25 protein-coding genes are annotated in these 22,934 nt (G+C 31.0%); all 25 read left to right on the top strand.

What is annotated here, in order from left to right; all coding sequences use genetic code 11:
* The first annotated feature begins 27 nt into the window (after window positions 1-27).
* On the top strand, window positions 28-1,557 hold the full coding sequence (locus BUA21_RS09375; RefSeq protein WP_072744566.1) for a YifB family Mg chelatase-like AAA ATPase: 1,530 nt from the start codon (window positions 28-30) through the stop codon (window positions 1,555-1,557).
* A 4-nt stretch (window positions 1,558-1,561) separates the two neighbouring features.
* Window positions 1,562-2,659, top strand: coding sequence for a DNA-processing protein DprA (gene dprA / locus BUA21_RS09380; protein ID WP_072744567.1), 1,098 nt, complete (start codon window positions 1,562-1,564; stop codon window positions 2,657-2,659).
* A 35-nt stretch (window positions 2,660-2,694) separates the two neighbouring features.
* Entirely contained in the window at window positions 2,695-4,794 is a 2,100-nt protein-coding gene (topA, locus tag BUA21_RS09385; RefSeq protein ID WP_072744568.1) for a type I DNA topoisomerase, read from the top strand.
* A 165-nt stretch (window positions 4,795-4,959) separates the two neighbouring features.
* Window positions 4,960-5,490: an ATP-dependent protease subunit HslV gene (hslV, locus tag BUA21_RS09390; RefSeq protein ID WP_072744569.1), complete on the top strand. Its 531-nt coding sequence runs from the start codon at window positions 4,960-4,962 to the stop codon at window positions 5,488-5,490.
* A 15-nt stretch (window positions 5,491-5,505) separates the two neighbouring features.
* Window positions 5,506-6,897: an ATP-dependent protease ATPase subunit HslU gene (hslU, locus tag BUA21_RS09395; protein ID WP_072744570.1), complete on the top strand. Its 1,392-nt coding sequence runs from the start codon at window positions 5,506-5,508 to the stop codon at window positions 6,895-6,897.
* Between the two features lie 13 nt (window positions 6,898-6,910).
* A complete protein-coding gene (codY, locus tag BUA21_RS09400) occupies window positions 6,911-7,693 on the top strand; it encodes a GTP-sensing pleiotropic transcriptional regulator CodY (RefSeq protein WP_072744571.1) in 783 nt (260 codons plus the stop codon).
* A gap of 320 nt (window positions 7,694-8,013) precedes the next feature.
* Window positions 8,014-8,421: a flagellar basal body rod protein FlgB gene (gene flgB / locus BUA21_RS09405; protein WP_072744572.1), complete on the top strand. Its 408-nt coding sequence runs from the start codon at window positions 8,014-8,016 to the stop codon at window positions 8,419-8,421.
* Between the two features lie 2 nt (window positions 8,422-8,423).
* A complete protein-coding gene (gene flgC, locus BUA21_RS09410) occupies window positions 8,424-8,864 on the top strand; it encodes a flagellar basal body rod protein FlgC (RefSeq protein WP_072744573.1) in 441 nt (146 codons plus the stop codon).
* 12 nt (window positions 8,865-8,876) lie between these two features.
* Window positions 8,877-9,176, top strand: coding sequence for a flagellar hook-basal body complex protein FliE (gene fliE / locus BUA21_RS09415; RefSeq protein WP_072744574.1), 300 nt, complete (start codon window positions 8,877-8,879; stop codon window positions 9,174-9,176).
* A 28-nt stretch (window positions 9,177-9,204) separates the two neighbouring features.
* Window positions 9,205-10,734, top strand: coding sequence for a flagellar basal-body MS-ring/collar protein FliF (fliF, locus tag BUA21_RS09420; RefSeq protein WP_072744575.1), 1,530 nt, complete (start codon window positions 9,205-9,207; stop codon window positions 10,732-10,734).
* A 12-nt stretch (window positions 10,735-10,746) separates the two neighbouring features.
* Window positions 10,747-11,751 carry a flagellar motor switch protein FliG gene (fliG, locus tag BUA21_RS09425; RefSeq protein WP_072744576.1) on the top strand — a complete coding sequence of 335 codons (1,005 nt, stop codon included), beginning with the start codon at window positions 10,747-10,749 and terminating at the stop codon, window positions 11,749-11,751.
* Window positions 11,744-12,490 (top strand): FliH/SctL family protein, encoded by a 747-nt coding sequence (locus BUA21_RS09430; protein WP_072744577.1) that lies wholly within the window; start codon window positions 11,744-11,746, stop codon window positions 12,488-12,490. The genes fliG and BUA21_RS09430 overlap by 8 nt, the downstream gene beginning before the upstream one ends.
* 5 nt (window positions 12,491-12,495) lie before the next feature.
* Window positions 12,496-13,830: a flagellar protein export ATPase FliI gene (gene fliI, locus BUA21_RS09435; RefSeq protein ID WP_199228972.1), complete on the top strand. Its 1,335-nt coding sequence runs from the start codon at window positions 12,496-12,498 to the stop codon at window positions 13,828-13,830.
* 14 nt (window positions 13,831-13,844) lie between these two features.
* Window positions 13,845-14,285, top strand: a complete 441-nt coding sequence (fliJ, locus tag BUA21_RS09440; RefSeq protein ID WP_072744578.1) for a flagellar export protein FliJ — start codon at window positions 13,845-13,847, stop codon at window positions 14,283-14,285.
* 11 nt (window positions 14,286-14,296) lie between these two features.
* The gene (locus BUA21_RS09445; protein WP_072744579.1) at window positions 14,297-15,532 is read left to right on the top strand and encodes a MotE family protein; all 1,236 of its coding nucleotides are present in this window, start codon (window positions 14,297-14,299) and stop codon (window positions 15,530-15,532) included.
* A gap of 26 nt (window positions 15,533-15,558) precedes the next feature.
* Entirely contained in the window at window positions 15,559-16,908 is a 1,350-nt protein-coding gene (locus BUA21_RS09450) for a flagellar hook-length control protein FliK (RefSeq protein WP_072744580.1), read from the top strand.
* A gap of 11 nt (window positions 16,909-16,919) precedes the next feature.
* Window positions 16,920-17,288 (top strand): flagellar hook assembly protein FlgD, encoded by a 369-nt coding sequence (locus BUA21_RS14485; protein WP_199228970.1) that lies wholly within the window; start codon window positions 16,920-16,922, stop codon window positions 17,286-17,288.
* Window positions 17,289-17,303: 15 nt separating this feature from the next.
* Complete coding sequence (locus BUA21_RS09460) at window positions 17,304-17,684, top strand: TIGR02530 family flagellar biosynthesis protein (RefSeq protein ID WP_072744581.1); 381 nt, start codon at window positions 17,304-17,306, stop codon at window positions 17,682-17,684.
* 78 nt (window positions 17,685-17,762) lie between these two features.
* Complete coding sequence (locus BUA21_RS09465; protein WP_072744582.1) at window positions 17,763-19,130, top strand: flagellar hook protein FlgE; 1,368 nt, start codon at window positions 17,763-17,765, stop codon at window positions 19,128-19,130.
* A gap of 52 nt (window positions 19,131-19,182) precedes the next feature.
* Window positions 19,183-19,395, top strand: coding sequence for a flagellar FlbD family protein (locus tag BUA21_RS09470; protein WP_072744583.1), 213 nt, complete (start codon window positions 19,183-19,185; stop codon window positions 19,393-19,395).
* Between the two features lie 3 nt (window positions 19,396-19,398).
* The gene (locus BUA21_RS09475; protein ID WP_072744584.1) at window positions 19,399-20,184 is read left to right on the top strand and encodes a motility protein A; all 786 of its coding nucleotides are present in this window, start codon (window positions 19,399-19,401) and stop codon (window positions 20,182-20,184) included.
* Window positions 20,184-20,903: an OmpA family protein gene (locus BUA21_RS09480; RefSeq protein WP_084604225.1), complete on the top strand. Its 720-nt coding sequence runs from the start codon at window positions 20,184-20,186 to the stop codon at window positions 20,901-20,903. The genes BUA21_RS09475 and BUA21_RS09480 overlap by 1 nt, the downstream gene beginning before the upstream one ends.
* A 20-nt stretch (window positions 20,904-20,923) precedes the next feature.
* On the top strand, window positions 20,924-21,358 hold the full coding sequence (locus BUA21_RS09485; protein ID WP_072744586.1) for a flagellar basal body-associated FliL family protein: 435 nt from the start codon (window positions 20,924-20,926) through the stop codon (window positions 21,356-21,358).
* 13 nt (window positions 21,359-21,371) lie between these two features.
* Window positions 21,372-22,364 (top strand): flagellar motor switch protein FliM, encoded by a 993-nt coding sequence (gene fliM, locus BUA21_RS09490; protein WP_072744587.1) that lies wholly within the window; start codon window positions 21,372-21,374, stop codon window positions 22,362-22,364.
* Window positions 22,357-22,934, top strand: a 578-nt coding sequence (fliY, locus tag BUA21_RS09495) for a flagellar motor switch phosphatase FliY (protein WP_072744588.1), incomplete at its 3' end; no start/stop codon positions are given. The genes fliM and fliY, both read left to right, overlap by 8 nt.

Raw genomic sequence — 22,934 nt, forward strand, 5'->3', positions numbered from 1 at the left:
TTAAATAAATTAGAAAAGGGGTTAAAAATGTACTCAAAAGTAAAAACTTGTGTTCTTCAGGGACTTAATGGGTTTATTATAGAGGTTGAAACAGATATATCAAGAGGATTGCCCACATTTAATATAGTAGGACTACCCGATACGGCTATAAAGGAATCTAAAGAAAGAGTAAGGACTGCTATAAAGAACAGTGGGTATGAGTTTCCACTAAATAGGATCACAATTAACTTAGCTCCTGCCAATTTAAAAAAAGAAGGTTCTCAAATGGACTTATCTATTGCAATTGGTGTATTGTCGGCAATGGGAGTTGTAAATAATTGTGATTTAAATGGGATATCATTTTTAGGAGAACTTTCTCTGGATGGAAAGATAAATAAAATCGAAGGGGCACTCCCTATGGTTATTTCTCTTAGAGAGATGAATATAAAAAATATAGTATTGCCCTACGACAATAGAGATGAGTGCGGAGTAATTGATGATGTAAATATTATACCTATAAAAGATTTAAATGAATTGATAATGTATCTAAATGGAGAGTTCAAAATCGAATACTATAAAAAAGACATAAGAGACTTATTTGATGTTAATGATAATTTTGCTGATGATTTTAGTGATATAAAGGGGCAAGAAGGTTTAAAAAGAGCATTAGAAGTATCTGCAGCTGGATCTCACAATATACTTATAATTGGGCCTCCGGGTTCAGGAAAAACTATGGCTGCTAGGAGACTTCCTAGCATACTTCCAAATTTGACTTTTGAGGAATCAATTGAAATAACTAAAATATATAGTGTTGCAGGATTGCTTAATGATGAGTTTTTAGTAAGTAGAAGGCCTTTTAGGGCTCCTCATCATACTGCATCAGCTACAGCCTTAATTGGTGGAGGTAGGGTGCCTAAACCTGGAGAAGTTTCATTGGCTCATCATGGTGTATTGTTTTTAGACGAATTACCCGAATTTCAAAAAAATGTTCTAGAAGTTTTAAGACAACCTATGGAAGATGGTTTTGTGACCATATCTAGAGTAAATGCAACACTTTCATATCCTGCTGAATTTATGCTAGTGGCTAGTATGAATCCATGTCCGTGTGGTTATTTTGGAGACCCTTATCATGAATGTACCTGCTCTGAAAGTAGTATTGAAAAATATTTGAGTAAAATAAGTAATCCGCTATTAGACAGGATAGATATACATACTGAAGTCATGCCTGTAGATTATTCCGACTTAGAAAAAAATATAAAGGCTGAGTCTTCAAAGAATATAAAAAAGAGGGTTGATGAAGCAAGAAAAATACAGATTGAAAGATATAGGAATGAAGGAATTTATTCTAATGGTCAATTGAGTTCTAAAAATATTAAAAAATATTGTAAACTAAATAGTGGTGCAGAAAAAATCATGAAGGAAGCATTTAAAAAATTTAAATTTAGTGCTAGAAGTTATAATAAAATACTAAAGGTGGCTAGAACTATTGCAGATTTAGATGGAGAAAAAAACATAATGGAAAAACATGTTTTAGAAGCTATTCAATACAGGAGTTTAGATAAAAAGTATTGGGGGTAAAGAGATGAATAGTTTCAACAATAGGGAAACACTTATATGGTTAAATAATATAAAGATTGGAAATAGGGCTGTTGAAAAAGTACTAAAATATTTTAAAAATATTTCTGATATTTGGCAAGCAAATAGCTCTGAAATCATGAGCATAAAAGGTATTACTGAAGAGATAAAGAAACGAATTATTTTTCATAGAAACCCTAATCAACTAGATGAAGTGTTGGGAAAAATAAATGAATTAGGAATAAATGTGATTACAGTACTTGATGAAAATTATCCAATTAACTTAAGATATGTTTATGACAATCCTATGGTTTTATATTGTAAGGGAGATTTCATAGAAGAAGACAATTTATCTATTGCAATTGTAGGCTCTAGGAAAGCTACTGCTTATGGAAAATGGGCCAGTGAAAAATTTTCGCACGAATTGGCTAAACTAGGTATAACGGTTATCAGTGGAATGGCAAAAGGTATAGATACTTGCGCTCATAAAGGTGCGTTAAATGGAAATGGTAGAACTGTTGCCATACTTGGCAGTGGAATAGATGTTATTTATCCAAAGAGCAATAAAGATTTATATAACGAAATATCTCAAAATGGAGTTGTTGTATCTGAATTTCCTATTGGTACTGAACCCTATGCTACAAACTTTCCATTGAGGAACCGTATAATAAGTGGAATATCATTGGGTGTAATAGTGATAGAAGCTACTGAAAAAAGTGGTTCTTTGATAACTGCAGAGCATGCCATGGAACAGGGAAAAGAAGTTTTTGCAGTGCCAGGGAATATAAATAGTATGTTTAGCAGGGGAACGAATACCTTAATAAAAGACGGTGCCAAGATTGTCTTAGATATAGAGGATATTTTAGAGGAGATTTATGAGTTGAAGGAAAAACCTACATCTATGCAAGAAAAAGATGCAAGCTATTCGGATTTAAGTATAATTGAAATGAAAATTGTAAATTGCTTAAAGGAAAAACCTACTCATTGTGACAATATAGTATATATGACAGGATTGGATATATCTACTGTAAATAGTACTTTGACCATTCTTGAGTTAAAAGGAATAGTTAAGGAACTCCAAGGCAGAATATATACACTGTCATAATTGTAAAATATATTTATACTCTGGAGGTGCGAAATTTGGGAAAAAATTTAGTTATAGTAGAATCACCTGCAAAAGCAAAAACTATTGAAAAATTTTTGGGGAAAAAATATACCGTTAAGGCATCTGTAGGTCATGTAAGAGACCTGCCTAAAAGTAGTTTAGGAATAGATATAGAAAACAATTTTGATCCTAAATATATAACTATCAGGGGTAAAGGACCAGTAATAAAAGAGCTTAAAGATGTAGCTAAAAAAGCAGATAAAATTTATTTAGCAACTGACCCTGATAGGGAAGGAGAAGCCATATCTTGGCATTTATCCCATTTATTGGGATTAGATGAAGATGAGCCTATAAGAATTGAATTCAATGAGATAACTAAGGAAGCAGTATCTGAGGCTATAAAAAAACCAAGGCCAGTAAACAAGGACTTAGTAGATGCACAACAGGCAAGAAGAGTGTTGGATAGATTAGTTGGATATAAAATAAGCCCTCTTTTATGGAAAAAACTCAGAAAGGGATTGAGTGCTGGAAGAGTTCAGTCTGTAGCCGTTAAACTAATATGTGATAGAGAAAAGGAAATAGAAAACTTTATACCAGAAGAATACTGGAGTATTAAAGGTATTTTTGATAAAGATAACGAAATGCTTGAAGCTGATTTTTATGGGAAAATTATAGAAAATAAAGAAGTAAAAATGGAATTAAAATCCAAAGAAGAAGTTGATAAAATACTTGAAGGTCTTGAAGATGAGAAATACTACATTGATGAAGTGAAAAAAGGAACAAAGAAAAGAAATCCATATCCCCCTTACACTACTAGTACATTGCAACAAGATGCATCTAAAAGACTTGGATTTTCTACCAAAAAAACCATGATGGTAGCTCAACAATTGTATGAAGGTATTGATTTAAAAAAAGATGGCACTATAGGTCTTATAACGTATATCAGAACTGACTCTACAAGAATTTCTGACGGGGCCATAAAGGACACAGATGAATTTATCGTGGAAAATTACGGCAAACAATATTCTAATGGAGGACGAAAATTCAAAAATAAAAAAAATGGGGACATTCAGGATGCTCATGAGGCTATAAGACCTACCTCTGTTAGAAGAGTGCCAGATAACATTAGAGAATACTTATCATCTGATCAATATAAATTATATAAACTTATATGGGAGAGATATGTATCTAGTCAAATGAGTTCAGCTATATATGACACTATGTCAATAAAAATTTTATGCAGAGAATACATTTTTAAATCTACAAGCTCTAAAATAAAGTTTGAGGGTTTCATGAAAGTCTACAATATAAATGAAAAGGATAATAATAAGGTGATGACTTTTCTTTTGCACAAAGGAGAAGAATTGAAATTATATAAATTAGAACCAGCACAACATTTTACTCAACCACCTGCTTCATATTCAGAAGCTACATTGATAAAGACATTGGAAGAGTTGGGAATAGGTAGGCCTAGTACTTATGCACCTACCATAAGTACTATTTTAAGTAGAGAATATGTTGTATTAGAAAATAAATATTTTAAGCCTACGGAATTGGGTATTTTAGTCAATGAATTATTAGAAGAATATTTTAAAAATATAGTAAATGAGGAGTTTACTGCGGAAATGGAAGAAAAGCTAGACAATGTAGCAGATGGCAAATATCCATGGAAAAAGGTAGTTGAAGACTTTTATAAGGACTTTAGCAAGGACTTAATAGTTGCTGAAGAAGAAATTGATAAAATTGAAATTGAAGAAGAAGTTACTGATGTCATATGTGAGAAATGCGGAAGAAATATGGTTGTTAAATATGGAAGGTATGGAAAATTCTTGGCTTGTCCGGGATATCCAGAGTGCAAAAATACCAAACCTCTTTTGCAAGAATTAGATGTAGAATGTCCATTGTGCGGAGGCAAAATAGTGGAAAGGAGATCTAAAAAAGGTAGATTATTTTACGGATGCAGCAATTATCCTAAATGTAATTTTGTATCTTGGGATAGACCAATTAAAGAAAAATGTCCCAATTGTGGAGGTTTACTTGTTCAAAAAAGAAATAAAAATAGTACAACTGTTAAGTGTATAGACAAATCTTGTGGTTTTTCAAAAGTAGAGAAAAATGTTAAAAAAAATATATGAATTTAGTTCTGTACTTTTATAGAAAAATGTAGTAGTCTATATATAGATTGATAATTTAAACAAGATTAAATATTCTGAAAATACCACATGAAATAATCTTGCAGTTATGTAGAAAATGTGATAGTATTTCATTGGTCTAGTGATGCTTATAGGAGTGTGGTTTTTATGATGATGGGAACAACTATTATAGCCATTAAAAAAGGTGAAAACATAGCTATTGCCGGAGATGGACAAGTGACTATGGGTGATAGCACTATAATGAAGAGTACAGCCAAAAAAGTTAGAAAAATATATAATGGAGAAGTCGTAATTGGATTTGCGGGTTCTGTAGCAGATGCAGTTACTTTAGCCGAGTTGTTAGAAGAAAAGCTTGAACAGTATGGAGGTAATTTAAAAAGGGCTGCAGTTGAATTGGCTAAGGAATGGAGAAGAGATAAAGTACTTAGAAAGTTAGAAGCCATGCTTATTGCAGGGGATAAAGATAACTTATTACTTATTTCAGGAAATGGTGAAGTCATCGAACCTGATGAGGGAATTGTAGCAATAGGATCTGGAGGTAATTTTGCTTTAGCTGCTGGTAAGGCACTTTCCAAGCATTCAGAATTGTCTATTGAGGAAATAGTAAAAGAATCATTACACATAGCTTCTTCAATTTGTATTTATACAAATGATAATATAACTGTTGAAGTTATTTGAGGAGAGTGATTGTCTATGAAAGAATTAACTCCTAGAAAAATAGTGGAAGAATTGGATAAATATATAGTTGGCCAGGGAAAAGCTAAAAAAGCTGTTGCTATAGCTATTAGGAATAGATATAGAAGAAATTTACTTGAAGAAGATTTTAAGGAAGAAGTTAGGCCTAAAAATATTTTAATGATTGGACCAACGGGTGTTGGGAAAACTGAAATAGCTAGAAGATTGTCGAAACTTATACAGGCACCTTTTGTCAAAGTTGAAGCAACTAAATTTACTGAGGTGGGATATGTAGGTAGAGATGTAGATTCTATGGTTAGAGATTTGGTAGAGGTATCTGTTCAAATCGTGAAAGAAGAAGAAATCATAAAAGTATTTGATAAAGGTAAAGCTATAGCCGAAAATAGAATCATTGAATTGTTAGTTCCTTATCCAAAGCAAAAAAGAAGTACTGATAATCCCTTAGAAATGTTGTTTGGAAATTTGGAAGTTGATGATAAAAATGATAAAAATGAAGAATATATATATATAAAGAATAATAGAGACGAATTGAAAAAACGTCTTGAAAGAGGGGAATTAGAAGACCAACTTGTTGAAATAGAATTAGAAGAGTCATTAAATTCCACAGTAGAATTTTTTAGTGAGCTTGGTATAGAAGAATTCAATATAAATATGAATGATATGCTTGAAGATCTTATTCCAAAGAAAAAGAAAAAGAAAAAAATAACTGTGAGAGAAGCTCGAAAAATATTAGAAGCACAAGAAGCACAAAAACTCATAGACATGGATGAAGTGGTAGAAAAGGGAATTAAGAGAGCTGAGGAAAGTGGCATAATATTCATAGATGAAATTGATAAAATTGCAGGAAGCAATTATTCATCAGGTCCAGATGTATCAAGAGAGGGTGTACAGAGAGATATTTTACCTATAATTGAAGGAAGTACAATTGTTACAAAATATGGTCCTGTTAAAACTGATCATATACTTTTTATTGCGGCAGGAGCTTTTCATGTTTCAAAAGTAAGTGATTTAATTCCAGAAATTCAGGGCAGATTTCCTATAAGAGTTGAACTTGACAATTTAACTGAAGAGAATTTCAAAGAAATATTAACAAAGCCTAAAAATGCCTTAATTAAACAATATCAGCTTTTGTTAAAAACAGAAGATATAAATTTGACTTTTACCAAAGATGCTATAGAAGAAATTGCTAGATTTTCTTATATTTCAAATGAACAATATGAGAATATTGGTGCAAGAAGACTTCATACAGTTATTGAAAAATTATTAGAGGAAATATCTTTTTATGCACCAGATTTAGAAGAAAAAAATATCATTATAGATGCTGAATATGTAAAGAAAAAATTCATTAATGATTTACAACAAAAAGACATATCAAAATACATATTATAAGAGGAGGATTAATATGAGCGAAAGTTTATTACAAAAAACGAGGAGACTAAATAAAACATTGCAGAGTTCTGGTTCAAAACCTGTATCTTTTCCTGAATTAAGCAAAATACTCAGTGAGATACTAGATGCAAATGTTTATATAGCAAGCAGAAAGGGAAGAGTGCTTGGATATGAATTATCAACTGGATTTGATTGTGATATAATTCAAAGTGAAATAGTAAAAGAAAAGAGATTTCCCAAGGAATACAATGATCAGTTGTTGAAAGTCAGTGAAACCAGAGAAAATATTGAAGAAATATCAGAATGTGTATTTGATCAAATTTCAAAATGTGACTATCCTGATAAGATAACCACTATAATACCAATAAATAGTGGAGGAGTTAGATTAGGGACATTAGTAATATCTCGATTTGGAAGAAGTTTCACAGAAGATGATTTAGTATTAGGAGAATATAGTGCTACAATAGTAGGAATGGAAATACTCAGATCTAAAAATGATGAGATTGAAGAAGAAGCTAGAAAAAGAGCAGTAGTACAAATGGCCATAGGTACATTGTCTTATTCTGAATTAGAAGCTATGGAACATATATTTAATGAATTAGATGGCGATGAAGGTCTACTGGTAGCAAGTAAAATAGCAGATAGAGTTGGTATCACTAGATCAGTAATAGTTAATGCACTGAGAAAATTTGAGAGTGCCGGGGTTATAGAGTCTAGATCCTTAGGAATGAAAGGTACTCATATAAAAATATTAAATGATAAATTAATTGAAGAGCTTAAAAAAGCTAGGGAATAGTAGGTAGATTTACCTACTATTTTTTTGTTTTAAATATTGAATTTCATTAGTTGGAAAAGCTAGGACTTATGTACCAAAATAAAAAATGTTGTACAAATTTGTAGTAACTAAAAGGGTTTTTGATTATAATGTAGAATATATGCTTGTATAATGTAGAAATAAGTTGATGTAAAAGAAATTTGATTGAAATATATAGTATAATGTAAATATGGCTTATTTGTTACAAAACATAGTAAGAAAATGTTCCATAATAATATAACATATTATTATGGAAGTATATTTTCAAAGCAGATAATCTAAAAAATTAGAGGTGAATTCATATGCTAGAGAAATTATATTCAAGTACAAATATTTTAGAAAAAGCATTGAATGGAACTTGGACTAGAAATAAAATTATTTCACAAAATATTTCCAATGTAGATACTCCTAATTACAAGAGAAAAGAAGTAGTGTTTGAAGACTATTTGAAACAGGAGCTTTATGAAAACAAACAAAGACTAGTGACTACTAATGAAAAGCATATAAAGGGCCTTGGAATGAAAACAGAGTTTGTTCCAAAGATTATTGAAGATAAAAGTACATCTTACAGATTTGATGGCAACAATGTAAATATTGACACGGAGTCAGCAGAATTATCTAAAAATGTCATAATGCATGATGCATTAGTCAGACAAATTACTGACGAGTATGAAAAAGTTAAAAATGCTATTATAGAAGGGAGCAAGTAATTATGGGAATGTTTGATTCTTTTTATACAAGTGCTTCGGCTTTGACAGCTGAAAAGACAAGAATAGATATAATATCTAAAAACTTAGCAAATGTAAATAGTACCAGAGGTACTGGTGGTATGCCATATAGGAGGCAAATGGTAGTATTTCAGGAGAAAAAACTGAATCCTTTTTCAAACTATTTATCAAGCAAACTTAATAAGGTAAATAATGAAGGCGTTGTAATTAGCAAAATAGTTGAAGATAGTAGTCCTTTTAAATTAGTTTATGAACCAGGTCACCCGGATGCAGATGAAAATGGGTATGTAAAGATGAGTAATGTGGAACCTGTAAAAGAAATGGTAGACATGATAGATGCACAGAGAGCTTATGAGGCTAATATTACAGCTATGAATGCTACAAAGGCGTTGCTCATGAAGTCTCTTGAAATTGGTAGAAAATAGGAGGGTTAAATCGTGAATATAAATCCAATACAACACAATAAGGATGCTACTTTTATTTTAAATAAGGATATAAAGAACGAGAAAAATAATGAAATTTCTTTTGGAGATTATCTAAAAAATTCAATAGATGAAGTCAATAGACTACAAGTAGAATCTCAAAATTATAAAAATTTATTGGCCACTGGAGAAGTAGACAATTTGCATGATGTGACGATAGCCGCAGAGAAGGCAAACATAGCTTTGCAATTGACTATGAGTATTAGAAATAAAGTAGTAGATGCTTATAGAGAAATAATGAGAATGCAGATATAAATAATGTAGCAGGAAATGGGGTGATTTGGTGGGAGAAACTATCGAACAAATGAAGAAGCAATTAAATGAATTTTGGACGGGTATGGACAAAAAAAAGAAAATAAAATTAGGTATTAGTAGTGTGTTAGTTATTGTTGGAGTTATAATTCTCATAAGTATATTGGCGCGACCTAAATATGAAGTACTTTATGACAATTTATCCCTAAAAGATATGGGACAAGTCACAAAAAAACTAGATGAAATGAATATTAAGTGGAAGACAGATGAAAAAAACAACAGTATTTTAGTACCTGCAGATGTCAAAAATAAAGTAAAGATTGAACTTGCTTCTGAAGGTTTACCTAAAGATGGATATGGTTTTGTTGATGCTTTTAATGATAGTAGCTGGACTATGACAGATTACGAAAAAAAAGAGAGATATAGATATGCCCTACAAAATGAATTAGCTTCTACAATTTCGGAAATTGATGGCATTGAAAGTGCCACTGTTTACATAGATGAAAAAGAGGATAGAGGTTTTGTTTTAGAAAATGATATAAATGAAAATACAGCTTCAGTTTTTATAAAGAAAAATGAGAATAGGCCTTTACCCAAAGAAACCGTTTCTGCTATTAAAAATCTTGTGGCAGGTTCAATAAATATGGAGCCAGATAAGGTTTTTATTATTGATGATTCGGGAAAATTGTTAACTGACAATGGAGATGAAGATAATTATCTTATGACGGAACAATTCAATATGAAACAAAATATTGAATTGAGGACAAATGAAAGCTTAAAAAGGTTTCTAGAAAATGTCTTTGGTTATGGAAATGTAGATGTAAGAACAAGTGTTAAAATTGATTTTGATAGTGAGACGACAAAGATAGTAGAATTTTCACCACCTATAGAAGGCAATGAAGAAGGACTCATAAGAAGTATGGAAGAAGTAGAGGAACATATGGTAGGTGGAGCAGAAGGCGGAGTACCCGGTATAGATGGAAACACACCAGACTATCAAATGGAGAACAACGGAAACTCTAAGTATGACAAAGCAAGTCGTACTATTAACAATGAATTAAATGAAATAAATAAAGAAATACGCAAGTCACCTGGACAAGTAGATTCAATAACTGTGGCAATATTAGTAAATAAAGATTCTTTGCCAAGCGGAGAAATGACAGATGAAATGAAAAAAGAAATATCTGATCTAATTACTGCTGCTACAGGGTTAGATACAAAAGAAGTCCAAGTAAGCGCTGAAAGTTTTAATGGTGGACTTATGGCAAAAGAAGAAGAAACAAAAGAAAAATCCAATCTAGCTATGTGGATAATTTTGGGAGCTGTATTAGCTTCAGCTATAACTGGTTTCATTGTGTATAGGAGAAGGAAAGCTATAGGGGAAGAGGAAAATTATGAAGATATTGAAAAAGTATTAGAAGAAAAAATTGATGAGGAAACTGCAATACAGGAACTTGATTTTGAAGCGGAAAAATCAGAGATGAAAACTCAAATAGAGAATTTTATTGGAAAGAAGCCAGAAGCTGTTGCTCAATTATTGAGATCATGGCTAAATGAGTAGGGAGTGACTAGTATGCCAAGAAAACAATTGACAGGTAAGGAAAAAGCAGCGATTCTTCTTATTGCTCTGGGGCCTCAAATGTCAGCTGAAATCTTTAAACATTTAAATGAAGAGGAAATAGAGGAGTTGACATTGGAAATTGCAAATATGAGAATGGTTTCACCTGAAGAAAAACAAGAAGTAATAGAAGATTTTTATCAGTTGTGTTTAGCTCAAGAGTATATATCAGAAGGTGGAATAAATTATGCAAAAGAGGTTCTAGAAAGGGCGTTGGGAGGAGATAAGGCTGTAGATATTATAAGTAGGTTGACATCATCGTTACAAGTTAGGCCTTTTGAGTTTGTTAGGAAAGCAGATCCGAATCAGTTGCTAAATTATATACAAAATGAACATCCTCAAACTATTGCATTGATATTATCTTATTTGTCTCCACCTCAGGCGGCCCAAATACTATCAAGTTTGCCACAAGAAAAGCAAGCAGAAGTAATGCGCAGAATAGCTATAATGGATAGTACATCTCCTGAAGTAGTAAAAGAAATAGAAAGAGTTCTTGAAAGTAAATTTTCAAACATTGTATCTCAAGATTTCACTGTTGCAGGTGGTGTTCAAACTGTAGTAGATATATTAAATTCTGTAGACAGAGGAACTGAAAAATATATTATGGAAGAACTTGATATCAAAGATGCAGAACTTAGTGATGAAATTAGAAAGAGAATGTTTGTATTTGAAGATATTGTTGGTCTTGATAATAGAAGTATTCAAAGAATTATCAGAGAAGTTGACAATAGTCAATGGGCTATTGCACTTAAGAGCGCAAGTGATGAAGTTAAAGAAGCTATTTTTGCAAATATGTCCAAACGATTAGTTGAAATGATTAAAGAAGACATAGAATTCATGGGACCTGTCAGACTTAAGGATATAGAAGAAGCACAACAAAATATAGTCAATGTAATCAGAAGACTAGAAGAAGAAGGTGAAATCATTACTCCAAGAGGAGGGGATGAGATAATTGTCTAAAATCATAAAATCTTTTAGAGTTGTAGAAGAAGAAAATACTTTTGTAGAAGAAGAGATAAAAAATGAAGAAGAAAATATATTTTTAGAAGAAGCAAAAAAAAAGTACGATGAGATAATTTCAAAAGCTCTAAAAGATGCTGACAGAATAGTTGAAGAGGCCAATGAAAAAAGTGACATATACTTAAATCAAGCTTACGAAAAATCTAAAAAAATATTTAATGAATGGAAAGAAAAAGGATATAAAGAAGGATATGATATTGGACACAAGGAAGGCTACAATGGTGGCTATGAGAGTGGTGAGAAAGTATCTAACAAATTAATTGAAGAAGCTTTGGAATTAAAAAGCAATTATATAAATAAAAAAGAAAATATTTATAGAGAAATAGAAGAAGATGTCATAGAACTTGTCATTAATATATGCGAGAAGATTATTTATGACAAAGTAGAAGAAGATAGTGAGTATATAGTTACATTGGTATTAAAAGGTATTGAGAGTCTTAATTCAACGGATAATTTAACAATTAGAGTTTCAAAAGAAGATTACGATATTGTTGAAATGTCTAAGGACAAAATATTAGCTAAGGCTAGCTTAGTGAATGATTTAGAAATAAGACTTGACAGCAATTTAAGTAAAGGTGACTGTATTATAGAAACAGCTAGTGGAAGTGTAGATGTGAGTATTAAAGATCAAGTAGAAGAAGTAGAGCAACTATTAAACGACATTTTAAACAGTGAGTGATTTATATGAATACTACAATTAATATGAAAAAATATATAAATGCGGTAAGTCAAAAAAGGCTTATCAAATATACAGGGAAAATCACTAAAGTGACAGGGCTAACCATTGAATCAAATGGACCAATGGCTAGTATAGGTGAATTGTGTCACATCTATCCTCACAACAGCAAAACACCTATAATGTCAGAAGTAGTAGGTTTTAAAGATGATAAGATTCTACTTATGCCATTGGGAGATATGGAAGGCATAGCTTCTGGAAGCACAGTAGTAGGAAGCGGCAAATCATTGCAGGTAAATGTGGGAGAAGAATTGATTGGAAGGGTATTGGATGGCTTGGGAAATCCTATAGATGGGAAAGGACCTATAAAGACATTGAAAAGTTATCCAGTTTCTAAATTTCCTCCTAATCCATTAGAACGAAAAAAGATAAGTGAACCTCTGGCATTGGGAATAAAATCTATAGATGGATTGCTGACTTGTGGCAAAGGACAGAGAATAGGAATTTTTGCTGGTAGCGGTGTTGGAAAAAGTACACTTATGGGAATGATTTCAAGAAGTTCTACTGCTGATGTGAATGTCATAGGGCTTATTGGAGAAAGAGGTAGAGAAGTAAGAGAATTCATAGAAAATGATTTAAAAGAAGAAGGACTAAAAAAATCAGTAGTAATTGTAGTCACATCAGATCAACCTGCACTTATTAGAGTTAAAGGTGCTATGGTGACTACTGCTATAGCAGAATATTTCAGGGATCAAGGCTTAAATGTAATGCTTTTAATGGATTCTTTGACACGTTTTGCAATGGCTCAAAGAGAAATTGGACTAGCTATAGGTGAACCACCAGTTACAAGAGGATATACTCCATCGGTATTTGCTCTTTTGCCCAAATTGTTGGAGAGAACTGGGACATCTTCTAAAGGTACAATTACAGGTCTTTACACTGTGCTAGTTGATGGTGACGATTTGAACGAACCTGTTACTGATACTGTCAGGGGAATACTTGATGGGCATATAGTATTGTCTAGAAAACTTGCAAATCAAAATCATTATCCTGCTATAGATATATTAGCTAGTATCAGCAGAGTTATGCCAAGTATAGTATCAAAAGAACATATGAATATGTCCAATACTGTTAAAGACATTTTAGCCACCTATAAGGAATCGGAAGATTTAATAAATATAGGAGCATATAAGAGGGGAAGTAACAAAAAATTAGATATAGCCATTGATGTGATTGATAATATAGATGAGTTTTTAGTCCAAGAAACAGTGAAAAGTTATGATTTTGATGAAACTTTAAATATGCTTGTAGATATCAATGAAAAAGTCCAAGATATTAAATAATGGAGGATTGAGATATGGACAAGTTCAATTTTAAATTAGAAAAAGTGTTGGATTATAAAAAAATTATTGAAACAGATAAAAAAGGTGAATATGGTAAGGCTAAACAAAAATTGATTAAAGAAGAGAATGTGTTAGAAGATTATAATAGATACAAAGACAATATTAAAAACGAAAGGAATCTATCTATATATAAAACTAATATAGCAAATTTGAAATTATATAATGATCATTTATTAGATATAGATAGACATATTTTGGAACAAGAAAGAGTTGTGGATAAAACAAAGGAAAAATTAGAAATAGCTAAAGATGAATTACTTGAAGCTACCAAAGAGAAAAAAACATTTGAAAAATTAAAAGAAAATAGATACGAAGAATATTTGTATTCTATTAAAAAGGAAGAAGAAAAAATAATTGACACAATAGTTACATTTAAGGGAAGTGCCCAACAATAGGGGGTGGTATTTTGGAAAGCACAGAAAAGCCAAAGAAAAAGAAAGTCTCTAAAATTATTTTAATACTCATTATAGCACTTGTAATAGTACCTCTAGGAGTTGGCTCTGTAGTTTATAATACAAATAAATCCTTTAGAGATAAGATGAATACAAAATTAATTAAAGCTCCAGGATTTGTAGGAAAATATTTTAGAAACTATCCTACTGAAAGTGAAAAACAAGACAAAAAAACATATTTAGCTAGCTATTATCTCTCTCTAGATTCAAGTAGAGCTGCAGATAAAATATACATAGTCAAAAAAAATGATGAGGAACTGTTTAGTGATATTATAAAGATAATGAATGGAATGTCTCCTAGCAAGACCTCTGAAATTTTAAAATTAGTAAGAAGCATTGAATTGAGGAAAGATTTACTTTTTTCTATATATGATGAGATACAGGAAGAAAAACAAAATCAGTTGAAAGATGAAATATCAAGGCTAGAAAAAAATGATATATTAGTGTCGGTAAATGAAATAGGGAAAAGGGTAGCTGAAGAGAGTGGGTATTTAGAAAAATTACCCAGTATAATAAATTTCATGAATGAAGACAAGGCTTCTTCGATACTCTATTATCTAGATGAAAATATAGTTGATACAGTTTTATCTAAATTAGAGGATGAAAAAAAATCTAAACTGCAAAATGGGATGCTCATAAAAGAAATTGAAGATGAAAAATGGAGAGATCTAGCTAGTCTATATGAGGCGAAGCCACTAGATACAGCTATTGAAGAAATTGGCAATGAAAAGATATATTCCATGGATAAATTAGGTAGTATATATATGAATTTATCAGTTAAAAAAGCGGCAGAAATTCTTTCTAATGTAGAAGATGATAACTTTACTGAAGAACTTTTTACTGCTATAAGAAGAGAAGAACAGTTGAAAAAAGTTGAAAATTCAAAGACTATAGATATAAGTGAGGCTATACAATTTGTAAGTGAATACAATAGGAAAATTGATGAATTGGTAATAGTATATGAAAAAATGAGTCCTGATGCAATTGCTAAAATTGTTGAAAATATGATGGATAACACAAAGACTGTCACATCTTTAGAAATTGATTCTACATCTATATATGAAATATCTGATTCAACTATTATACTTGATGTATTGAGTAGAATGAAAAAACCTACAGTATCTAAAATAATTAACAATATGAGTACTAAAAAGGCTACTCAGCTAACTCAGTTGTTAGCTAAACCATAAAAACATTATGTAAAGGAGGTGAAAAGTTGAAAGACATAAATATACCAATTTTAGATTCAAAAGTAGAAAGTGATTTTTTTGTTTCCACTAAAAGCAATATTATAAAAAATGATAGTAAAGATTTTTCTAACTGTCTAAAACAAGCTCAAAACGACATTCAAGATGGTCATAAAGTAAAAAGTGAAGCCAACTCAAAATTTCAATACAAAAAAGCTATTTCTAGTAAAACTGTAACTAAAGGGAAAAATGAAAAAATAAGCACAGGGGAGCTAGAAGATGATGTAGAAAATATGAGTCCAATATCTGATGAATTGGAAAGTTTGAATTGCCAAATACAGAACTTGATACTGCAATTGTTAGGATTTTATACTAACAATGATGAAAACAATGAGAATGAAGTAAAAAAAAGTATTGAACAAGTTAAGGATATAGTTGAAGAATCAAAGTTTATTTTAAATGATGATTTTAAGCCAATGGATAAAATTGAATTTGAAAGTTTAGAAGATATAATGGATGGATTAGATGAATTAGAAAATATTGTAGAAAAGCTAGAAAATAAATTTAACGATGTACTAGACGTAAAAACAAATGAAAACTTAAAAAGTAATATATTAGCTTTGCGAAAAGAAATCAAAACAGCATTTGAAAATACATTATCTAAAGAAATACCAACTGATATAAATATAGAGACGATAAAAAGTGACAATCAGGTGGAAACAAAAGATGTATTTTTCTCAAATCAAAATTCAGAAGAAAATGTTAAAAAAAATACTGTAGCTGAAATTGAAACCAAAGGTGAAGAAAATTTACTTGAAGAAGATTTAGATGAAAAAAGTACAGAATCAAATGAAATCAGAGAAGAGCCATTACTTGCAAATTCAAAAATCAAAACGAATTTTGAAGGTAAAATAGAAGCAATTCAAAAGAAAGAAATAGAGATGCCTAAAGATGAAATAATAAAACAAGTATTAGATAAGGGCAAAGCTATATTAGATGAAAACAAATCTGAAATAAGGATAAAGCTCAAACCAGAAGTCTTGGGAGAAGTTTTGCTCAAAGTAGAAGTGGAAAAAGGAGTAGTAGTAGCAAAAGCAATGGTTGATAACTATAGAGTTAAAGAACTATTAGAGGCAAATATTTATCAGCTAAAAGAAGGATTAGAAGAACAAGGATTAGATATAAAAACCTTTGAAGTGCAAGTAGGTACCAACTCAAATTTTGAAAATCAAAAGAGAGAAAAATACAGTTCTAATGGCAAAAATAAGAAAATCAAAATTAAGAAATTAGATTTAAGCAATTTAAGTACCTATGAAGAAAACAATGTATTCAATAATGAAAATATAACACAGGAAGGTTCATTAGATTTAATGGCTTAGGAGGTGAGATTTTGGAAATTAATAATGTAGACCAAAATGAACATGTTTATAAATTTGACGAAAAAAAAGATATTTCTAAAACTGAAACTAAAAAAACAGGAGAACTAGACAAAGATGCTTTTTTAAAGCTATTGACGACCCAATTAGCAAATCAAGATCCGCTAAATCCAATGGAAGACAAAGAATTTATAGCACAAATGGCACAATTCAGCACTCTTGAACAAATTCAAAATATGAACAAAAATCTTCAAGTATCTCAAAAGGAAATAAAAGAATCTATAAATGCTATAAATAAAAACCATGTAGATGCAAGTATTGAAATTTTAAAACAATTGATAGATATAAGAAAAATGCTAGAATCCTATGGTGGAAAAGAATAATTTGGAGTTGATTTAATGAATGATATCAATATAAAACAACTTGAAACTAGACTTATAAATACATCTTTACAAAAACCAAATATAAAAGTAAATCAAAGCAAAAACTTTGAAGATGTATTAAAAAAAATACAATCAAATAATGATGAAATAAAATTTTCAAAACATGCAATAGACAGGATGAATGAAAGAGATGTAAAATTAGACGGATATGAAGTTGTAAAATTGGAAGAGGCTTTTAAGAAGGCAGAAGAGAAAGGTATAAATGAAGCTTTGATATTGATTGGGGATAAAGGATTTATTGCAAGTGTTAGAAACAAGACTGTTATCACTACAATATCTAATGATAAGCTTAAAGAAAATGTATTTACAAATATAGATGGGGCAGTAATATTATAACTGGACCTTTTATGGAGGTTATTTATGTCTGACTGACAGAGGACATAGTACTGCCTAAGTAATGGGAGGTATGTGTTTATGATGAGATCAATGTACTCGGCTGTTTCAGGCTTGAGGGTACATCAAACCAAAATGGATGTTATAGGAAACAATATAGCCAATGTAAATACTGTTGGATATAAAAAAGGTCAAATGACTTTTCAGGAAGTATTTAGTCAAGTAATAAGAGGTGCAGGAGCACCACAAGGTGGAAAAGGAGGTACAAATCCACAACAAATAGGACTTGGAGTAGGGATAGGATCTATAAATACTATTCACACCAAAGGGCCTACTCAAACTACTGACAATCCAACAGATCTTATGATAGATGGAGAAGGATTTTTTGTAGTAACTGATGATACAAATTATGAAAACAAATATTATACAAGAGCTGGAAACTTTACATTAGATAAAGCTGGAAACTTAGTCACTCCAGATGGTTTCAAAGTGCTTGGATATAAAGTAGATGAGAATGAAAACATTACAGATGAAATAGGTCCTATAGTTATAAATAGATCAGAAACAAAATCACCTACAGCAACAAATAAGATACAATTTAGAGGAAATCTTGATTCTAGAAATGATGAAACATTTACTACTGATACTGTAATAAAAGACAGTTTGGGAAATTCATATATTGTGAAATTTAATTTTAAAAAAGATGAAGCTGCACCTAACAAGTGGAATATGTCATTGGATGGGATAAAAAGCCAAGATGGAAAGATAACAATACCTGTTGGGAATAGCGGAGTTAAAATTGAACCTCAAAGTGATAATGGTGTGGTTCTTAAATTTAACGAAGATGGGAAGATAATAGGAATAGGAGCAGGAGCAGGAGCAGAAGATGCTATAAATGGTCTGAAATTAGATTTTAATGGTGTAACTAAAGGGAAAAATGGAAAAGGAGAAGAAATTTCTTTAGGTGCAACTTTTGGTGAGGGTGGAAAAATCACAATATTTGACCCAGATGACAAAGACTCCTACAACAAACTTACTCAATATGCAAATGATAGGGATATTAAACCTTATGCCGAAAATGGAAATTCATCAGGTAAAATTGAAGGATTTTCTATAGATCCATCTGGAGTTGTTTCAGGTATATTTACAAATGGAGAGAGAAAAGCTTTGGGACAAGTCATGTTGGCTAAATTTGACAATCCTATGGGACTTCAAAAGCTTGGAAACAATTTCTTTGTTGATACAAGAAACTCTGGAGAAGCTCAACTTGGAAAGCCAGGAACCAGTGGTTTTGGAGCAACAAAATCTGGTTCTCTTGAAATGTCAAATGTAGATCTTTCTATGGAGTTTACTGAAATGATAACAACTCAAAGAGGATTTCAAGCAAATTCAAGAATCATAACTGCTTCAGATGAAATGCTTCAAGAGCTTGTAAACATGAAGAGATAGTTAAATAGTTGGGTAGGATTTTCTACCCAACTACATAAAAAGGTGGGATAGTATGATTAGAGTAAAACGATTAAATGGCAAGGAGTTTGTTGTAAATAGTGATCTAATTGAATTTGTAGAAGAAACTCCGGATACTGTTATTTCACTTACAACAGGGAAAAAGGTAGTGGTTCAAGAGTCAGTAGATGAAGTAATAGAAAAGGTAATTGAGTTCAAAGGAAAATCAATAGAATATATTAGAAGAGAACAGGGAAAAGAGGTGTAACTGTTGGATATAGCAACTGTCGTTGGATTGATAAGTGGATTTGGTTTTATAATTTGGGGTATTGTGACTTCTGGAGACTTAGGTTCTTTTGTAAGTGTATCATCTATTATAATTGTATTGGGAGGAACAATCGCTTCTACTCTTATAAGTTATCCGTTTAAGAGTATTTTAGGTTTAAATAAGGTTTTGAAAAATGCTTTTTTTCAAAAAGAAATTTCTCCTGATGAAGTCATAGGTGAAATAATCAATTTAGCAAATGTAGCAAGAAAGGAAGGACTACTATCTCTAGAAGAGTTTGGAGAAAAAATTGATGATGAATTCTTAAAAAAAGGGATAATGCTTATTGTAGATGGAACAGATCCTGAGCTAGTAAGAAATATACTGGAAACAGAGCTTGTTTTCATAGAAGAAAGGCATTCAGAAGGACAAAGTATATTTGAAACTATGGGTGCTCTTGCACCAGGATATGGAATGTTGGGAACCTTGATAGGACTTATAAATATGCTAAAGAACTTAGATGATGCATCTACTATTGGACCTAATATGTCAGTTGCATTAGTCACAACTTTTTATGGTTCACTGCTAGCAAATTTATTATTTATACCTACAGCAAATAAATTAAAGATAAGAAGTAAAAGAGAAATATTAGTCAAAGAGTTGATGGTGGAAGGATTGTTAGCTATTCAAGCAGGAGAAAATCCAAGAATTATAGAAGAAAAGCTTAAGACTTTTATCCCACCAGAAATGAGAAAGGACTATAGAGGCCAAGCTGAAAGAGAGGGAGCATAATGAGAAAGAGAAAGGTTGAAGAAAAATCAGGTGGTGCAGCAGAATGGTTGACAACTTATAGTGATATGGTCACGCTTTTACTGTGCTTTTTTGTACTTCTTTTTTCTTTTTCAGAAATTGATGCTCAAAAGTTCAGATCTATTATGAGCTCTTTTCAGGGTGGAGCAGGAGTATTAGAAAGTGGAACTGCTATGGATATTCCTGAAAATCTACTAGGAGATGACAATGTGGATGCTGACGAATTGGCAAAACTTAAGAGTGTTATAGAAGAATATGCTGAAGATACTGGTTTGAAAGGTGAAATAACACTTACAGTTGAAGAAAGAGGATTAGTTATAAGATTTATGGATAGTATTTTCTTTGATTCTGGAAAAGCAGATTTAAAGCCTGAATCTAAACAAATATTGCACTATGTAGCTGAACTGTTAAATAGAGAAGAATTTAAAGAAAAACAAATAAAAATTGAAGGGCATACAGATACTGATCCAATAATACGTTCCAATACATATCCGACAAATTGGGAGTTGTCAGCAATACGTGCAACAAATGTATTGAGATATTTAGTTGAAGATGAAAAAATTAGTGGAGATCGAATATCATCTTCTGGGTATAGCTATTATAGGCCAATAGCTCCAAATGATACAAAAGAGAATAAAGCCAAAAATAGAAGAGTTGATATAGTTATTTTAAAATCATCTCAAGAGTTGTTGGAACCATAGAATTTTAGCGAGGTGGAAAAATGGATACTAAAAAAATAATACTTATAGTTGTTCTTGTGGCGGTTATAGTCTTTGCAATTTTTGGAACAATTTTAGGATTTATATTTTATAAAAATAATGATAGCAATAAAGGTAATACTGGCAAAAATAAAAACAGTGAACAATATTACATTACACTAGAAGATATGTATTGTAATATAAAAGAAAGTAAAAAAATTGTTAGATTAAAAATCACAGTAGAAATTTCTGATAAAGATACTTTTGAAAAGTTAGAAAACAAACAATTTTTAATGAGAGATGAAATAAATAAAATTATTAGAAACAAAAAAGAGGAAGATCTCCAAGGTAAGGATGGGCAATTGACATTGCAAAGCGAAATAAGGAATAGTTTAATAGAATTATTTGACAATGAAAATATAACAAATATATATTTTAATGATTTAATTATACAGTAGGGAGGTAAGGCAATTGTCTGAAGTATTATCTCAAAATGAAATAGATGCCCTACTTCAAGCATTAAATTCTGGTGAAGTGGATGTACAGGAAATTAAAGAAGAAGAAAGTGCAAAAAAAATTAAGAAGTATGATTTTAGAAATCCACAAAAAGTTGCAAAAGATCAATTGAGAACATTAGAAATAATCCATGAAAACTTTGCAAGGCTTCTTCAGACTTTTTTATCTGGATATCTAAGAGCGCCTGTAAAAGCTTCTATACTTACAGTAGATCAATATGCATATAGTGAGTTCAGCAATGCTATTTCTAATCCAGCTTTTTTAAGTATAATCGATTTTGAACCATTAAACGGTCAAATACTCATAGACATTTCAACTAATCTAGTATTTACTATTATTGATAGATTGCTAGGTGGAGATGGTGAGGAAATCAATGAAATAAGAGGGTTTACTGAAATTGAGATTTCTTTGTTGAGAAAGATGATGATTAAAATGATGGATTTGATTAGAGAAGCTTGGGAGAATGTTATAGATTTAAATCCAACATTAGAAAAAATAGAAGTCAACTCACAATTTGCTCAAATAGTTCCTCCTAATGAAACTATAGCATTGACTACGATAAATTTATCTATTGGTGATATTGAAGGCATGTTAAATGTTTGTATTCCATACATAGTTTTAGAACCAATATTGGATAAATTGAGTACAAAATTTTGGTTTTCTAATGCTAAAAAAGAAATTTCCAAAGAGGAAATAAAAGCTATTAGAAATAGAATTTTAGAAACTTCAGTGCCAATAAAAGCAGAATTAGGTTCAGCTACTATTTCAGTTAATGATATTATAAATTTACAAATTGGTGATGTTATCAAATTAGATGGCGAGAAAGACATGCTTAAGCTTCGAATAGGATCAAATGTAAAGTTTTTAGGAACTCCTGGAGCCAAAAACAATAAAATGGCTGTAAAAGTAGTAAAAGTACTAAAGGATGGTGAGAATAGTCATGACTAATGATATGCTTTCACAGGATGAAATTGATGCTCTACTAAGGGGAAATGCAGAAAATACAGAAGAAAATCATGAATATGAAAGTGAGATTGGAGATTTAGAAAAAGATGCATTGGGTGAAATTGGCAATATAAGCATGGGGACTGCTGCTACTACTTTATCAACACTTTTAAATCAAAAGGTTATTATTACTACTCCAAATGTTGAAGAAACTACTATTGATAAGTTGGCAGATGAATATCCAGTTCCATTTGTTGCTATTGATGTTTCTTATAAGGCTGGATTGGAAGGAGCCAATATACTAATTTTAAAAGTAGATGATGTAAAAATAATAACAGATATACTTATGGGTAAAGAGGAGATTGATTTAGACAGAGAATTGACTGAATTAGATTTAAGTGCTGTAAGTGAAGTTATGAATCAAATGATGGGCTCAGCATGTACATCTCTTTCTGAAATCTTTACAACTAAAATAGATATCCAACCTCCTAAATCTTATGAAATTACATTTAGTGAGGGAAGAGATAAACTTGAAATTTTTAAAAATAAAAATACATTAGTTAAAATATCTTT

The organism is Sporanaerobacter acetigenes DSM 13106 (assembly GCF_900130025.1).
GTDB lineage: Bacteria > Bacillota > Clostridia > Tissierellales > Sporanaerobacteraceae > Sporanaerobacter > Sporanaerobacter acetigenes.

What these genes read in the sequence shown, in the direction of transcription:
- flgB (WP_072744572.1), top strand. Translation starts at nt 8,014, where the DNA reads ATGCTAGAGAAATTATATTCAAGTACAAATATTTTAGAAAAAGCATTG.
- BUA21_RS09480 (WP_084604225.1), top strand. Translation starts at nt 20,184, where the DNA reads ATGAGAAAGAGAAAGGTTGAAGAAAAATCAGGTGGTGCAGCAGAATGG.
- fliG (WP_072744576.1), top strand. Translation starts at nt 10,747, where the DNA reads ATGCCAAGAAAACAATTGACAGGTAAGGAAAAAGCAGCGATTCTTCTT.
- fliJ (WP_072744578.1), top strand. Translation starts at nt 13,845, where the DNA reads ATGGACAAGTTCAATTTTAAATTAGAAAAAGTGTTGGATTATAAAAAA.
- flgC (WP_072744573.1), top strand. Translation starts at nt 8,424, where the DNA reads ATGGGAATGTTTGATTCTTTTTATACAAGTGCTTCGGCTTTGACAGCT.
- BUA21_RS09485 (WP_072744586.1), top strand. Translation starts at nt 20,924, where the DNA reads ATGGATACTAAAAAAATAATACTTATAGTTGTTCTTGTGGCGGTTATA.
- codY (WP_072744571.1), top strand. Translation starts at nt 6,911, where the DNA reads ATGAGCGAAAGTTTATTACAAAAAACGAGGAGACTAAATAAAACATTG.
- fliI (WP_199228972.1), top strand. Translation starts at nt 12,496, where the DNA reads ATGAATACTACAATTAATATGAAAAAATATATAAATGCGGTAAGTCAA.
- hslU (WP_072744570.1), top strand. Translation starts at nt 5,506, where the DNA reads ATGAAAGAATTAACTCCTAGAAAAATAGTGGAAGAATTGGATAAATAT.
- BUA21_RS09460 (WP_072744581.1), top strand. Translation starts at nt 17,304, where the DNA reads ATGAATGATATCAATATAAAACAACTTGAAACTAGACTTATAAATACA.
- BUA21_RS09470 (WP_072744583.1), top strand. Translation starts at nt 19,183, where the DNA reads ATGATTAGAGTAAAACGATTAAATGGCAAGGAGTTTGTTGTAAATAGT.
- dprA (WP_072744567.1), top strand. Translation starts at nt 1,562, where the DNA reads ATGAATAGTTTCAACAATAGGGAAACACTTATATGGTTAAATAATATA.
- BUA21_RS09465 (WP_072744582.1), top strand. Translation starts at nt 17,763, where the DNA reads ATGATGAGATCAATGTACTCGGCTGTTTCAGGCTTGAGGGTACATCAA.
- hslV (WP_072744569.1), top strand. Translation starts at nt 4,960, where the DNA reads ATGATGATGGGAACAACTATTATAGCCATTAAAAAAGGTGAAAACATA.
- BUA21_RS09375 (WP_072744566.1), top strand. Translation starts at nt 28, where the DNA reads ATGTACTCAAAAGTAAAAACTTGTGTTCTTCAGGGACTTAATGGGTTT.